The sequence below is a fragment of the Spirillospora sp. NPDC047418 genome (genome assembly GCF_040643275.1).
GTDB lineage: Bacteria > Actinomycetota > Actinomycetes > Streptosporangiales > Streptosporangiaceae > Spirillospora.
Genome location: NZ_JBEYTW010000010.1, coordinates 133,493 through 147,456 on the forward strand (window position 1 = coordinate 133,493; position 13,964 = coordinate 147,456).

The 13,964-nt window shown below is 71.6% G+C and carries 11 protein-coding genes; 9 read left to right on the forward strand and 2 right to left on the reverse strand.

The annotated features are described in order from the left end of the window. The first annotated feature begins 85 nt into the window (after positions 1-85). The 3 genes from ABZ806_RS09055 (at position 86) to ABZ806_RS09065 (ending at position 2,677) form a co-directional block, all read left to right on the forward strand. Positions 86-1,660: a PspC domain-containing protein gene (locus ABZ806_RS09055; protein ID WP_500216324.1), complete on the forward strand. Its 1,575-nt coding sequence runs from the start codon at positions 86-88 to the stop codon at positions 1,658-1,660. Between the two features lie 31 nt (positions 1,661-1,691). After that, positions 1,692-1,895, forward strand: coding sequence for a hypothetical protein (locus tag ABZ806_RS09060; protein ID WP_500216325.1), 204 nt, complete (start codon positions 1,692-1,694; stop codon positions 1,893-1,895). A gap of 77 nt (positions 1,896-1,972) precedes the next feature. Then, positions 1,973-2,677 (forward strand): TetR/AcrR family transcriptional regulator, encoded by a 705-nt coding sequence (locus ABZ806_RS09065; RefSeq protein WP_500216326.1) that lies wholly within the window; start codon positions 1,973-1,975, stop codon positions 2,675-2,677. 98 nt (positions 2,678-2,775) lie between these two features. Here the strand turns inward: ABZ806_RS09065 and ABZ806_RS09070 are convergent, their stop codons facing one another. After that, positions 2,776-3,180 (reverse strand): cysteine dioxygenase, encoded by a 405-nt coding sequence (locus ABZ806_RS09070; RefSeq protein ID WP_500216327.1) that lies wholly within the window; start codon positions 3,178-3,180, stop codon positions 2,776-2,778. A 538-nt stretch (positions 3,181-3,718) separates the two neighbouring features. Between ABZ806_RS09070 and ABZ806_RS09075 the strand changes: the two genes are divergently transcribed. The 6 genes from ABZ806_RS09075 (at position 3,719) to ABZ806_RS09100 (ending at position 10,291) form a co-directional block, all read left to right on the forward strand. After that, positions 3,719-4,588 (forward strand): peptidoglycan-binding domain-containing protein, encoded by an 870-nt coding sequence (locus ABZ806_RS09075; protein WP_500216328.1) that lies wholly within the window; start codon positions 3,719-3,721, stop codon positions 4,586-4,588. 183 nt (positions 4,589-4,771) lie between these two features. Next, a complete protein-coding gene (locus ABZ806_RS09080; protein WP_163064016.1) occupies positions 4,772-5,263 on the forward strand; it encodes a (2Fe-2S)-binding protein in 492 nt (163 codons plus the stop codon). Then, the gene (locus ABZ806_RS09085) at positions 5,260-7,659 is read left to right on the forward strand and encodes a xanthine dehydrogenase family protein molybdopterin-binding subunit (RefSeq protein WP_500216329.1); all 2,400 of its coding nucleotides are present in this window, start codon (positions 5,260-5,262) and stop codon (positions 7,657-7,659) included. Before ABZ806_RS09080 ends, ABZ806_RS09085 begins: the two co-directional genes overlap by 4 nt. Continuing rightward, positions 7,656-8,510: an FAD binding domain-containing protein gene (locus ABZ806_RS09090; RefSeq protein WP_500216330.1), complete on the forward strand. Its 855-nt coding sequence runs from the start codon at positions 7,656-7,658 to the stop codon at positions 8,508-8,510. Before ABZ806_RS09085 ends, ABZ806_RS09090 begins: the two co-directional genes overlap by 4 nt. Positions 8,511-8,679: 169 nt before the next feature. Then, entirely contained in the window at positions 8,680-9,498 is an 819-nt protein-coding gene (locus ABZ806_RS09095) for an SRPBCC family protein (RefSeq protein WP_500216331.1), read from the forward strand. Positions 9,499-9,589: 91 nt separating this feature from the next. Further along, the gene (locus tag ABZ806_RS09100; RefSeq protein ID WP_500216332.1) at positions 9,590-10,291 is read left to right on the forward strand and encodes a class I SAM-dependent methyltransferase; all 702 of its coding nucleotides are present in this window, start codon (positions 9,590-9,592) and stop codon (positions 10,289-10,291) included. Positions 10,292-10,373: 82 nt separating this feature from the next. Here the strand turns inward: ABZ806_RS09100 and ABZ806_RS09105 are convergent, their stop codons facing one another. Beyond that, positions 10,374-13,922, reverse strand: a complete 3,549-nt coding sequence (locus ABZ806_RS09105) for a bifunctional glycosyltransferase/CDP-glycerol:glycerophosphate glycerophosphotransferase (protein WP_500216333.1) — start codon at positions 13,920-13,922, stop codon at positions 10,374-10,376. Positions 13,923-13,964 lie beyond the last annotated feature (42 nt).

Genomic DNA, 13,964 nt, shown 5'->3' on the forward strand with positions numbered 1-13,964 from the left:
GGGACCGCCCCCGGATCCGGCTCAGGGTCGGGTCAGGGACGTCCCCGATACCGCCCGCCGCGGGCGAGGGGCCACGATGGCAGGCATGGACGGCGAGCAGAACAACGGCGCGCAGAAACCGGACGAGCGGGGGCCGGACGAGCAGAGGCCGGACGAGCAGAGGCCGGACGAGCAGAGGCCGGACGAGCAGAGGCCGGACGAGCAGAGGCCGGACGAGCAGAGGCCGGACGAGCGGGGGCCGGACGAGCAGACCACGGGCGACCATGGGCCGGGCCAGCAGGCTACGGGCGAGCAGGCTACGGGCGAGCAGGCTACGGGCGAGCAGGGCACGACCCAGCAGACCACGGGCGACCAGGACACAGCCCAGCAGGGGGCGGGTGAGCGGGCGGAGCGGGGTTACCGGCGGCTGGCGCGTGACGCTGATCGGCGGCTGCTCGCCGGCGTGTGCACCGGGCTCGGCCGCTACACCGGCATCGACCCCGTCGTCTTCCGCGTCGGCTTCGCGATCCTCGTGCTGGCGCACGGGCAGGGGATCTTCCTCTACGTCGCGGCGGCGCTGCTGATGCCCGCGAGCCCCGGCGAGTCGTCGCTCGCGGAGCAGCTGTTCAAGCGGTGGTTCGACGCGCAGGCCGTCCTGTCGATCCTCGGCGCGCTGCTGTGCGTCAGCGTCGCGTTCACCCTGCTCGGCGGCGCCTACACCGACACGATGGCCGCCCTGGTGGTGTTCGGGCTGGTGCTGGTGGTCGCGCACTCGCGCGGGGCGAACCTCACGGCGGCGGCCCGGTCGGTCCCCGAGCGGCTCGCCGGGCATCCGCCGGAGCCGTCCGCCGCGTGGACGCGGTCGGAGGACGTCATCGTCGGCGGCGTGTCCCTCTACAAGGACCTGTCCCGGCCGACGCCGGCCGGCGGCGGGCTGCCCGCGGGCATGGTCGACCTGGCCGAGTACTCCGCCACCCGCGCCGACGCGCGCACGGACGGCGCCTACACGGGCGGCACGCGCACGGACGGCGCCTCGGCGGCGTCCAAGAAGGCACGGTGCGGCGAGGACGGCGGCCGCTCGCCGGCGGCGACGATCACGCTGCTGGCCGCCATGGCCGCGGGCGCGGCGATGATCCCCGTCGCCAAGGGCTACCCGGCCCCCGACTCCTGGCTGATCGTGATGGCGCCCGCGCTCGCGGTCATCGGGCTCGGCCTCGTCGTCGGCGGCTGGTTCCGCACCCGCGGCCTCGCCGCGGCGGGCACCCTGCTGACCCTCGGACTGCTGACAACGACGGTGGTGGGCGACATGCCGCGTAACACCGACTACGGGGACATCGACTGGCATCCCACCGACGTCTCGCAGACGACCCAGACCTACAAGGTCGGCGTCGGCCAGGGCGACCTCGACCTGACCGCCCTCCCGATGGCGCCCGGCCAGCACGTCACGATCCACGTGCAGGTGGGCCTCGGCGGGCTCGCGGTCACGCTGCCGCCCGCCGCCCGCGTCATGGTGGACGCCCGGATCACGCTCGGCGACCTGAACATCCAGCACCGGACGACCAGCGGCCCGAACGCCAAGGTCACCCGCGTCCTGGAACCGGAGGCGACCGGCGCGAACCCGCCGGTGATCGAGCTGCGCATCCGCGGCAAGATCGGTGACGTGGACGTGCACCGTGCCTAGCGGATCCGCGGCGAACGAACCTGGAGGGACGATGGCCAAGCGATTCCGGTTCGACCCGGCGGGCCCGGTGACCGGGCTGTTCTTCCTCGTCCTCGCGGCGCTGTTCCTGGCGGAGGGGCTGACGGAGAAGCAGATCGTGTCCGCGACGGTGCTCGCCCCGGTGGTGCTGATCGGGCTCGGCGCCGTCGGGACCGTCCGGGTGCTGACCCGCGGCCGCCGCCGCGACCTGCGCTGACCCGCCCGTCCGGTCTCCCCGCACCCCCGGAACGGGAAGTAGTGTGATCCCGACGGCAGGTGACGGAATGGAGTCGGATGTCAGGGCAGACCGGGACACCGGAGGCGGGTTGCACGGACGTGCTGCCCGGGTCCCGATCGGCGCTGGACCCGGGGCGGGCCATCAAACCGGGACGGCACGGACTCTCCCCCGAGACCGTCGCGGGCATCCAGCGTGAGCGGCTGATCGACGCGTTCGTCCAGGTCGCCTCCGAGCGCGGCTACGCGCACACCACGATCAGCCGGGTCACCGAGGGCGCCGGCGTCACGAAGAAGACGTTCTACGCGCACTTCACCGACCTCGACGGCTGCTTCCTCGCCGCCTACCAGCGCGGCATGGACATCCTGCTCGCGCGCATGACGCAGGCGTACGAGTCCGCGGCCGACCAGCCGGACGGCGTCCACGCCGCGCTGCGCACGCTGCTCGCCACGCTGGCCCGCGAGCCCCGCTTCGCGCGGGTGTCGCTGGTGGAGGTGAACGCCGCGGGGCCGCGGGTCCGGCAGGCGCGCCTCGACAACCTCGCCCGGTTCCGCGACTTCCTCACCGGCGCGTCCCTGCCGCCCGTCCCGGTCGCCGTGGTGGACGCGATCGTCGGCGGCATCTACAGCGCGATCCACGTCCAGATGGAGACGGGCGAGGCCGACGAGCTGCCGTCGCTGCTGCCGTCCCTGACCTACTTCGCGCTGCTCCCGCTGATCGGCCGCGAGGCCGCCTCCCGCTACCTCACCGACGACCCGCGCTAACACCCGCGCGTGGAGGTTACTGCGCGTGGACGGTCACCGCGCGCGGATGTCGCTGTGCGTGGATGTCGCTGTGCGTGGATGTCGCTGTGCGTTGAGGGTTACTCCGCGTGGAGGGTTACGGCGAAGGCCGGGCCGGGGTTGGTGAGGGCCTGTGGCGCGCCGTGTACGCGGATGCGGTTGGCGCGCAGCGGCCGCTCGGTGACGCCGCGCTCGGTGATCGTGACGACGGCCAGCTCGCCCGCGACGAGGGTGCTGACGCCGCCGCGGACCGTCCCGCCGTGGCCGGGCGGCCAGGTGGTCAGCCAGGTGCCGTCGTCCAGCGGGACGTGCCGGGGCTCGCCGGCGTCGAACCGGACGAGCCGCCACCACGCGTCGGGACGGGCCGCCAGCTCACGGACGCGGGCGGCGAGCTGCCCCATGGTCGGGGGACGGACGCTGAGCGCACGGCCGTGCGGGTCGTCCTGGCCGTGCATGGTGAGATCGGGAACCACGGAAAGGTCCACGGGAAAGGTCCTTCGTGTACTGGTGTCGGCCGGTGAGAACTGGGTTCAGCGACAACACGAAGGACACAGCGCGCTGGCCGCGCGGCGCAGGGCCACGGGGCTGTCGGTCGACACGCGCTCGGTCACGGACACAAGAAGACACGCACCGCCGCCCCTTGTCAAACCGACCACGTTGTCAAACCGATCACGGCCGCGCCGCGCACCGGCGGGTCAGCGGCTGATGATCAGGTAGACGATGCCGCTCAGGACGAGCGTCACGATCAGCGACCCGAGACAGCCGAGCCGGGACGAGAAGAAGAGGAACATACCGCCCTCTTCCCCCGAAATTTCTGTCACCGCCCGGTGACCATCCGACGTCTTACCTGATAGAGACCTCTATTGGACGGTTACGTGTGTTTCATTGCGGAAACAGGAGAAGAAGAGGGTTACCCCTATACGGTCGGACGGGAGCCGCCCCGGAACGGGCGCGGTCGAGTCGACGCTCCTGGAGGAGCACGTGACCCCCCAAAATCCAACAAATGCCGAAGAAATGGCACATATGGACGAGGTGGACGTCCATTACGGCGTCCACCACGCCACCGAGAACGACGAGGAGCAGGTCCTTCGCGATCTGTACGGCGGCGCCGACGACGACGGCGTCTTCAGGGCCGCCGCGCGGATCGACACGGCGGCCGGCGCGAAGATCAGCGCAGCGGCGGCGACGGGCGCGACCGGAATGATCGGCGCGGCCCGCAAATCACTCGGAATGTCGGGCCGGCCGAACACCATCACCAAGGAGTACGCGTCCCGGCACGGGAACGAGTTCCTGCGCGCCTCCTGGTGCGACATGGCCATCACCTACTGGGCGCGGCACAGCGGGAACGCCTCCGCCGTCCTGCCGGGTGGAGACCGCGCCTACACCGTGTGGCACGCGCAGGACTTCCAGAAGGCCGGGCGCTGGCACAGCGGGACGACCGCGAGCGTCAACCAGGCGAAGCGCGGCGACATCGTGTTCTTCGACTGGGGCTCCAGCAACAGCATCGGTGCGATCGACCACGTCGGCGTGGTCGAGGCCGTGCTCGGCGGCGGGCGGCTGCAGACCATCGAGGCCAACACCGATGACGCGGTGAAGCGCCGCGTCCGCGGCTCCGGCGTGATCGCCGGTTACGGACGGCCCGCGTACGGCGGGGGCAACTGGACGGAGGACATGGTGAAGAAGCTCCCGGAGCTGGGCAAGGGCGACACGGGCGAGCACGTGCAGAGCGTGCAGGGGCTGCTGCAGGCGCGGAGCCATCCCGAGGTGCGGATGACCGGCACGTTCGACGACGTCACCGAGAAGGCCGTGAAGGCGGTCCAGCGGTGGGGCAAGGTGGATGACGACGGCATCGTCGGTCCGATAACCTGGTCGGTTCTCCTTCGCGTGCACTAGCCAGCATTGCCCCAGACCTCGGTAAATAAGCGATGCCAGGGGCTAGTACGGGATTCAACCGCGGATTAGGTTCGTAGGGTCGCCTTCCACGGAGGTGGCCCCGATGACGTGGCCTGACCAGCGTGCTCCGCCCTGGGGATGTTCTCTTCCGAGTCCACCCCGAGACGTCCCTGGGAGAAACGCATGCCACGAATCCGTGTCGAGGTCGACGGCGCGACGTACGAGGACGACGTCGAACCGCGCCTCCTTCTCGTCCACTATCTGCGCGAACGGCTGGGGAAGGTCGGGACCCCGGTCGGGTGCGACACCAGCAACTGCGGCGCCTGCACCGTCCTGATGGACGGGATGAGCGTGAAGAGCTGCTCCGTGCTCGCCGTCCAGGCGGACGGCCGCGACGTGACGACCGTCGAGGGGCTCGGCGTCGACGGGACCCCGCACCCGATGCAGACGGCCTTCCACGAGGAGCACGCGCTCCAGTGCGGCTACTGCACGCCCGGCATGATCATGGCGTCGCTGGATCTGCTGCGGGAGAACCCCGACCCGTCCGAGCAGGAGGTCCGGGAGGGGCTCGAGGGCAACCTGTGCCGGTGCACCGGCTACCAGAACATCGTGAAGGCGGTGCGGCGGGCGGCGAGCGATATGCGCGAACCCGCCGGGCAGGAGGTGACGCCGTGACCGTGCAGGAGGTCGGCAGCCCGCGCCGGCGGTCCGAGGACGCCCGGCTCATCACGGGCCGTACCAAGTGGACCGACAACATGAGCCCGGCGGGAACGCTGCACGTGGCGTTCCTGCGCAGTCCCTTCGCGCACGCCCGGATCACGGGCATCGACACCTCGCGCGCGAAGCAGAGCCCGAACGTGGTCGCCGTGTTCAGCGGCCAGGACCTCGCCGAGGAGCAGGGCTCGCTGCCGTGCGCGTGGGTCGTGACCGAGGACATGAAGCACCCCGAGCATCCGTCCATGGCGGTGAACGAGGTGCGCTACGTCGGGGAGCCCGTCGCCTGTGTCGTGGCCCGCGACAAGACCGCGGCCGTCGACGCCCTGGAAGAGATCGATGTCGACTACGAGCCGCTGTCCGCGGTGGTGGACATGGAGGCGGCACTGGCCGAGGGTGCCGATCTCGTCCACGACGACTTGGGGACGAACAAGTCCTACACGTGGGTGTTCGAGAACGGGGATCTGGACGCCGCGATGAGGGACGCGCCGGTCGTCATCGAGCGGCGCTACGTCCAGCAGCGGCTCATCCCGACGGCGATGGAGCCGCGGTCGGTGCTGTGCGTCCCGGAGGGGGACGAGTTCACGCTGTACTCGGCCACGCAGATCCCGCACATCCTGCGGCTGATGCTGGCCACGGTCACGGGCATCCCCGAGCACCGGATCAGGGTCGTCGCACCGGACGTCGGCGGCGGCTTCGGCTCCAAGCTCCAGGTGTACGGCGAGGAGGTCCTCGCGCTGCTGCTGGCCCGCAGGCTCGGCCGTCCGGTGAAGTGGACGGAGACGCGCAGCGAAGGCAACATGACCGTCCACCACGGGCGCGACCAGATCCAGCGGCTCACGCTCGCGGCCGAGCGGGACGGACGGATCCGCGGCCTGAAGGTGGATCTGCTGGCCGACATGGGCGCGTACCTCATGCTGGTCACGCCCGGCATCCCGTTGCTGGGCGCGTTCATGTTCAACGGCATCTACAAGATGGACGCGCTGTCGTTCACCTGCACGGGCGTGTTCACGACGAAGGTGCCCACGGACGCGTACCGGGGCGCGGGCCGTCCCGAGGCCACGTACGCGATCGAGCGGCTGATGGACGAGCTGGCCGCCGAACTGGGCATCGACCCCATCGAGGTGCGTCGCCGCAACTGGATCAAGCACGAGGAGTTCCCGTACGAGACGATCGCGGGCCTCACCTACGACTCCGGTAACTACGAGGCCGCGACGGACAAGGCCCTGGAGCTGTTCGAGTACGACAAGCTGCGGGCGGAGCAGGCCGACCGGCGCGACCGGCAGGATCCCGTGCAGCTCGGCATCGGGGTGTCGACGTTCACGGAGATGTGCGGGCTCGCACCGTCCCGTGTACTGGGCTCGCTGTCGTACGGCGCGGGCGGCTGGGAGCACGCGGCGGTGCGCGTCCTGCCGTCCGGCAAGGTCGAGGTGGTGACGGGGTCGTCCGCGCACGGGCAGGGCCATGAGACGGCCTGGGCGCAGATCACCGCGGACAGGCTCGGTGTCCCGTTCGAGGACGTGAAGGTCCTGCACGGCGACACGGCCATCTCGCACAAGGGAATGGACACCTACGGTTCCCGTTCGCTGGCCGTGGGCGGGGTCGCGTTGTTCTCCGCCTGCGAGAAGGTCGTCGACAAGGCCCGCAAGGTCGCCGCGCACATGCTGGAGGCGTCCGAGCAGGACCTGGAGTTCACCGCCGGGCGGTTCAGCGTCCGCGGCGTCCAGCAGGAGGGCAAGACGCTGCAGGAGGTCGCGCTGGCCGCGTTCGCCGCGCACGACCTGCCGGACGGCATCGAGCCCTCGCTGGACTCCGACGCCACGTTCGACCCGGAGAACTTCTCCTTCCCGCACGGCACGCACCTGTGCGCGATGGAGGTCGACACCGAGACGGGCATGGTGAAGATCCGCAAGTACGTGGCGGTGGACGACGTCGGCAAGGTCGTGAACCCGCTCATCGTGGAGGGGCAGGTCCACGGCGGCCTCGCGCAGGGCATCGCGCAGGCGCTGTACGAGGAGGCCGTGTACGACGCGGAGGGCAACCTCACGACGACGACCATGGCCGACTACCTGATCCCGTCGGCGGCGGACCTGCCGACGTTCACGGTCGACCGCACCGAGACGCCCGCGACGACCAACCCCCTGGGTGTGAAGGGCGTCGGGGAGGCGGGCACGATCGCGTCCACCCCGGCGGTCGTGAACTCGATCGTGGACGCGCTGCGCCCGCACGGCGTCCACGACGTGCAGATGCCCTGCACACCGGAGCGCGTATGGCGCGCATTGCGCGGAGAAACGAAACCGGGCGCCGCCCAACCGGGCGCGGCCGGCGGGCTCGGTTCGGCCGGAGGTGACCAGTGATCCCCGCGACGTTCGACTACGTGCGGCCCGCCTCGCTGGACGACGCCGTGCGGGCGCTGTCCGACGCGGGCGAGGACGCGAAGGTGCTGGCCGGCGGGCAGAGCCTCATGCCGCTGCTGCGGATGCGGCTCGCCATCCCGGACGCGCTGATCGACCTGGACCGCCTGGACGGGCTCCGGGAGATCCGCGACGAGGGCGACTCGATCGTCATCGGCGCGATGGCGACGCACCACCAGGTGATCCGCGATCCGCTGGTGCGCGAGCACGTGCCGCTGATCGCGACGACGACGGAGACGGTCGCCGACCCGGCCGTCCGGCACCGCGGCACGTTCGGCGGGTCCCTCGCGCACGCGGACCCGGCGAGCGACCTGCCGGCCGTGGCGCTGGCGCTGGACGCGGTGCTCCTCGTCCGGTCGGTGCGCGGCGAGCGGGAGATCCCCGCGTCGGAGTTCTTCGTCGACTGGATGACGTCGGCGATGGAACCGGACGAGCTCCTCGTGGGCGTGCGCGTGCCGAAGCTGGGCGCGGGCTGGGGCGTGCACTACGAGAAGTTCCACCGGACGGCGCAGGCGTGGGCGATCGTCGGTGTCGCGTGCGCCGTCCACCGCAGCGGCGACGGCATCGAGGAGGCGAGAATCGCGCTGACCAACATGGGGCCGACCCCGGTGCGGGCCAGCGCGGTGGAGACCGCCGTCAGGGGCGGGTCCGCGTCGGAGGACGCGTTCCGGACCGCCGCCGCGCAGGCCGCGGCGGGCACCGAACCGCCCACCGACCTGGACGGGTCGTCGGAGTACCGGACGCATCTGGCGACCGTGCTCACCGCGCGGGCACTGTCCGCCGCCGCGGGCTGACCGCTCTCAGGATGGGTGCGTGACAGGTTCATGCGGCCGGTTCCCGGTGCCCGCCGGGTTCCGGCCGCATGATCGCCATTTGCCCGGGTACCGGGCCCCCACTGGCGACGGGACGGACCGCCGCCGTAAGGTCGCGGACAAGGTCTCCGGACGATAAGGACTTTTGATCATGGAGCTCGACCACGATTTCACCGTCCCCGTACCGGTGGATCAGGCCTGGTCGGTGCTGCTCGACGTGGAGCGGGTCGCGGCCTGCATGCCGGGCGCGACCCTCGACTCCGTCGAGGGCGAGGAGTACTCGGGGCGGATGAAGGTGAAGGTCGGCGCCATGACCATCACCTACCGCGGCACCGCGCGGATCGTCTCGGCGGACGAGTCGGCCCGGGCGGTGACGCTGGAGGCGGCCGCGAAAGAGGCCCGCGGGTCCGGCACGGCGTCCGCGACCGTCCAGGCGCGGCTGCGCGCGGAGGGCGCCACGACGCGGGTGAGCGTGCACACCAAGCTGAACGTGACGGGACGGCCGGCGCAGTTCGGCCGCAACATCCTGTCCGAGGTCGGCTCGAAGATCATTTCGCGGTTCGCGAAGGCGCTGGCGACCGAACTGGAGTCGTCCGGCGAGGCCGCCGCGGCCCCCGCCACCGCACCGGCCGCCGAACCCGCCGCGGCGCCCGCCGAGCCCGTGAAGCCCGCGGAGGACACCGACAAGCCCGGCCCCGTGAAGGCGACCGAGGAGGCCGCCGCCAGGGCCGAGGCGGCCGTCCCCGCCGCCGCACCCGAGCGCCCCGCAACCGAACGTCCCGCAGCCGAGCGTGCCGCACTTGAACGTCCCGCACGGCGGCTGCACGTCGCGGACGAGGACGACGCGATCGACCTGCTGGAGGTCGCGGGGCCGTCGGTCGCCAAGCGCGCCGTCCCGGCGCTCGGCGGGCTGGTCGCGCTGCTGCTGGCCGTCCGGTTCCTCGTCCGTCGGCGGCGCCGCCGGCGCTGACCCCCGAACGGGGTCAAACCGGGGTCAACGATCGCCCCGCAAACGGCGGCGACGGTGGAACGGGCCGCCGCCGATGCCGTCGGCTTGTCCCGTGGACACCATCGAGCTTCAGCGGATCGCCCGGATCGAGAACGACAACTGGTGGTACCGCGAACGGCGGCAGATCCTGTCCGCGGAGCTGCTGCGGTTCAGTGTGCCGGGGACGGCCGTCGACATCGGCGCCGCGTCCGGCGGGAGCTGCCGGGTCCTGGCCGAGCACGGCTGGCGCGCGACCGGCATCGACCTGAGCCCGGATGCCGTGGCGCTGGCGCGCGCGCAGGGCGTCGAGGCGTACGACGGCGATGCCCGCTACCTGCCGCTTCCGCCGTGCGAGTACGACCTGGCGCTGGCGCTGGACGTCCTGGAGCACATCGAGGACGACGCGCGGGCGGCGGCGGAGATCGCGCGGGTGCTGCGGCCGGGCGGGATCGCGCTGCTGTCGGTGCCGTGCGACATGGCGCTGTGGTCGGCGCACGACGTGGCGCTCGGCCGCGTCCGCCGCTACACCCGCCGCACGCTCACCGAGCTGGTCGAGGGCGCCGGTCTGGTGCTGGAGGCGGTGTGGAGCCGGGGCGTGCTGGTCCGGCCGCTGCTGCGCCCGTTCCGGCACCGCACCGCCCGCCGCGAGGACCTGGCCCCCCTGCCCCAGCTGGCCAACAAGGCCCTGAGCCTGACAGCGGCCCTAGAACGCCGCCTGCCACTCTCGGCCTGCCCCGGCATATGGCTATGGGCAAGAGCCCGCCACCCCGGCTAACCCCCACCACCCCGGCCGACCCCCCGTTGATCTGCGGCGTGTTGTTGTTATGACGCACCTGAAAACAACAACACGCCGCAGGTCAACGGTTGAAGATGCGGTCTACGGCTCGGGCGGCGGCCTGGCCGTCGTCGTGGGGGCAGTACTTCACGAAGAAGCGGTCGTAGGCGTCGGCGTACCACTGCTCGCTGTCGGGGGCCGCCTTGACGGCCCTGGCGACGTCCGCCGACGTCGTCACGACCGGGCCGGGCGCCTCCGCCTCCAGGTCGATGTAGAGGCCGCGCACGTGGTCGCGGTAGCGCTCCAGGTCGTAGGTGAAGAAGACCATCGGGCGGCCCAGGACGGCGTAGTCGAACATGGCGGACGAGTAGTCGGTGACCAGGACGTCCGCCGCCATGTACAGGTCGGCGATGTCGGGGTAGCGGGAGACGTCCATGACGAAGCCGTCGGCACCGGTCGCTACCGGAAGGGACCTGTCGGTGACGAGGTGGTGCGTCCGTAGGAGGAGGACGTGGTCTTCGCCGAGGGCGGCCCGCAGGGTTTCCACGTCCAGTTCGAGCGAGAAGCCCTGCCTGCCGGGGCCGTGCCGCCGGTCGTCCCGCCATGTCGGCGCGTACAGGACGACCTTCTTGCCGTCGGGGATGCCCAGGCGCTTGCGTATGCGCGTCCCGACGCTCTCCCATTCAGGGCTGCTGAGGATGTCGTTGCGCGGATATCCGGTTTCCAGGACGTCTCCGTCGTAGTGGAACGCCCGGCGCATGATTTGGGTGGCGTAGGGGCTCGGGGACAGCAGCAGATCCCAGCGGGGCACTTCCCATTCCATCCAGTCGTGGCGTTCGGTGCGCTGGTAGGGCATGTCCCTGAGGTCGCGGGCGAGACGCTTCAGCGGGGTTCCGTGCCAGGTCTGGACGTAGGTCTGGCCGTCGCGCTTGAAGTACGAGGGCGGAAGCCCGTGGTTGGTGACGATGTGCCGTGCGCGCGCGAGGACGCGGTAGTGCTCGCGGCTTCCGGCCAGGACGGTCCTGGTGTTCACGTCGGTCGTGCTGTCGATCGGGAACTGGCCGTCCTGGGTGACCCACACGCATTCCAGGTCGGTGTCGCGGCGGGCGAGTTCCTCGTAGATGGCCCTGGGGTTGCAGCTGTACTGGGTTCCGTTGCAGCTGTCGAAGACGACGATGTCCGCCAGCGGGCTCCGCAGATAGACGGGGTAGTCGCGCTGGTGGAGCAGAACCTGCGCGTGGCCGCCTCGCTCGTCGTCGCCCAGTGCGGGACGGCTGTGCAGTGCCAACGCGTCGATCTGGTGGACGCCGACCTCGAACTCGTGCGTGCCGACGCGCCGCCGGCCGGGCAGCCGCGGGATCGCCTCGCGTTCGACGACGACCGCCACCTCGCCGGAACCCGCGCTCGCCAGCACGTCCCAGGTTCCGCTCGTCAACGGCAGGTCGGTGCCGAACACGGCCATGGTCGCGGGCGTGAAGGCGGTGGTGAAGTGGTCCTGCTCCCAGGTGACGGGGATGCGGTGCTCGTCGCCCGACCGGCGCCGCCGCAGGACGAAGTGGTCGGGCCGGGGGGCGCGCTTGCCGGGGGCGGCCTGGTCGCCGGTCAGGGTGAGGTGACCGGCGGCGTCCCATTCGGCGGCGCGGACGACCGGCCGGGCGGTGCGTTCGACGGCGCGCAGGTTGCCGAACGCCGTCCGGGTGAGCGCCAGTTCGCGGCCGTGCTCCCCCGGCAGTGCGAACCGGGCGGGCTTGACGTTGCTCGCGACGGTGAGCCGCAGCGGGCCGCCCTCGCCGGTGAGCCGGATGTCCCAGTCGATGGCGTCCCGCAGGTGCGGCTGGTGCGGGGCGGGCCCGCTCCGGACGGAGGCCAGGAACTCCAGCGGGAGCTTCGCCGTGAAGTCGAACCCGGTGCCCTCCGCCATGCGCAGGACGGCCGACTGGCGCAGCGTCACCTCGCCGCGGACCTCTTCTCCCCCGTGCCGGCGGGCCGCGACCATGGCGACCCCGGCGCCGAGGGCGCGGCGCGTCCAGCCGGTCAGTTCGAGCATGTCCCCGTCGCGGCGGATCCGGGTGAGGACGGCCTTGGCGCGCTTGACGTGGACGACGAACACGTCGTCGTCGCCGGCCGCCGGCTGGACGGCCACGTGCTCGTCCACCTGCCGTGCCGCCGTCCACCGCACGGCCGGGGGCGTCGCGGTGAGCCGCTGCACCGCCCTGCGTCCCGCGGTCGAGACTTCGGCGAACAACTCGTAGGTGGCCGTCCGCCACTCGTCGCCGTCGAGGAGGTACTCGGGCTCCACCCGCACGATGAACCCGGACCAGTCGTAGGAGACGCTCGCCTGACCGGACCCCGCCGTGACCTCCGGGCAGCGGGTCCGCTCCACCGGCAGCCGGATCTCCCTGCCGGTCTTCACGTCCCGCATCCAGACCCGGATGCGGGAATCGGTCGCCGCCGACACGTCGAACCGGTCGAAGTGGGCGTGCCCTTCGACGATGAGGGTGTCGACGTCCCATTGGACGCGGTCGACGTCCCCCCACAGGCCGATCTCGTCGGTGACGTCGTACACGTCCTCGGGGATGTCGCGTTCGGCGTCGTCGAGGAACGGGTAGCGGGCGTACCAGCGCGGACGCAGACGGCCCCTGGGCACGATCGGGACGTCCCGGAGCCCGCTCTCCTCGAACCGGAGCACGTCGAGCAGTTCGGGCACCATGCGCTCGCGGAGGAGGTGCAGCTCCAGGCGCCTGATCGCGTCCAGCCGCTCGGTGGCCGAGCGGTCGGCGTCGGCGACGACCTCCGCGCCCAGCTCGACCAGGCGTTCCCGCTCCTCCCAGGTGGCGGCGGGCAGGGCGAGCATCAGGTCGCGCACGTCCAGGTCCAGCGCGTACATGTCGTGGACGGCGAGGAGTTCGGGTGCGTGGTCGTGGACGAAGTTCCGGATGGCCGCGAGGGTCGCCATCCGGTCGGTGATGTGGTCCGGGTCGGGACGGAGCCGCGTGGCCGTTCCCGGGCGGTCGCGCCAGAAGTAGACGGCCGTGTCCAGGACGTCCACCACGGAGGCCAGAAGCTGGGCCTGGACGGCGACCAGGGCGTCCTGGCCGGGGCCCAGTTCGAAGCCGTGCGCGTCCCAGAACGAGCGCCGGTACACCTTGTTCCAGAGCGTCCGGTCTTGCAGGAGGGTGGGGTGGCGGGTGACATGCGTCGACGTCATCGTCTTCGCGTAGGGCTCGCGGTGCAGCGGTGACTGCCAGACCTGTTCGCCGTCCATGCACATGACGTTTCCGCCGGCGAGGTCCGATCCGGTGGAGTCGAGGGTGCCGGCGAGCAGTTCGCAGGCGTAGGGCGGCAGCGCGTCCTCGCCGTCCGCGAACGCCAGGTATCTGCCCTTGGCCTGTTCCACGCCGGCGTCGGCGGCGGACGCAGTGGAGGCTCCGGGGCCCGGCTGGAGCAGCGTGAAGCGGTCGTCGCGCCCGGCGAACTCCTTGGCGACGACCGCCTCGGCGTCGCCGGCGCCGTCGTCCACCATGAGCACCTCGACGTCGCGCAGGGTCTGCCCCGCGAGCGACTCCAGGCACTCGGCGAGGCGGCCGCCGGTGCTGCGGAACGGGACGACGATGCTGATCTGCGGGGACACGAGCGACTCCGTGATGGGGTGAGCGGGGTTTGGAGGAGGTTG

What these genes read in the sequence shown, in the direction of transcription:
- ABZ806_RS09055 (WP_500216324.1), top strand. Translation starts at nt 86, where the DNA reads ATGGACGGCGAGCAGAACAACGGCGCGCAGAAACCGGACGAGCGGGGG.
- ABZ806_RS09060 (WP_500216325.1), top strand. Translation starts at nt 1,692, where the DNA reads ATGGCCAAGCGATTCCGGTTCGACCCGGCGGGCCCGGTGACCGGGCTG.
- ABZ806_RS09065 (WP_500216326.1), top strand. Translation starts at nt 1,973, where the DNA reads ATGTCAGGGCAGACCGGGACACCGGAGGCGGGTTGCACGGACGTGCTG.
- ABZ806_RS09075 (WP_500216328.1), top strand. Translation starts at nt 3,719, where the DNA reads ATGGACGAGGTGGACGTCCATTACGGCGTCCACCACGCCACCGAGAAC.
- ABZ806_RS09080 (WP_163064016.1), top strand. Translation starts at nt 4,772, where the DNA reads ATGCCACGAATCCGTGTCGAGGTCGACGGCGCGACGTACGAGGACGAC.
- ABZ806_RS09095 (WP_500216331.1), top strand. Translation starts at nt 8,680, where the DNA reads ATGGAGCTCGACCACGATTTCACCGTCCCCGTACCGGTGGATCAGGCC.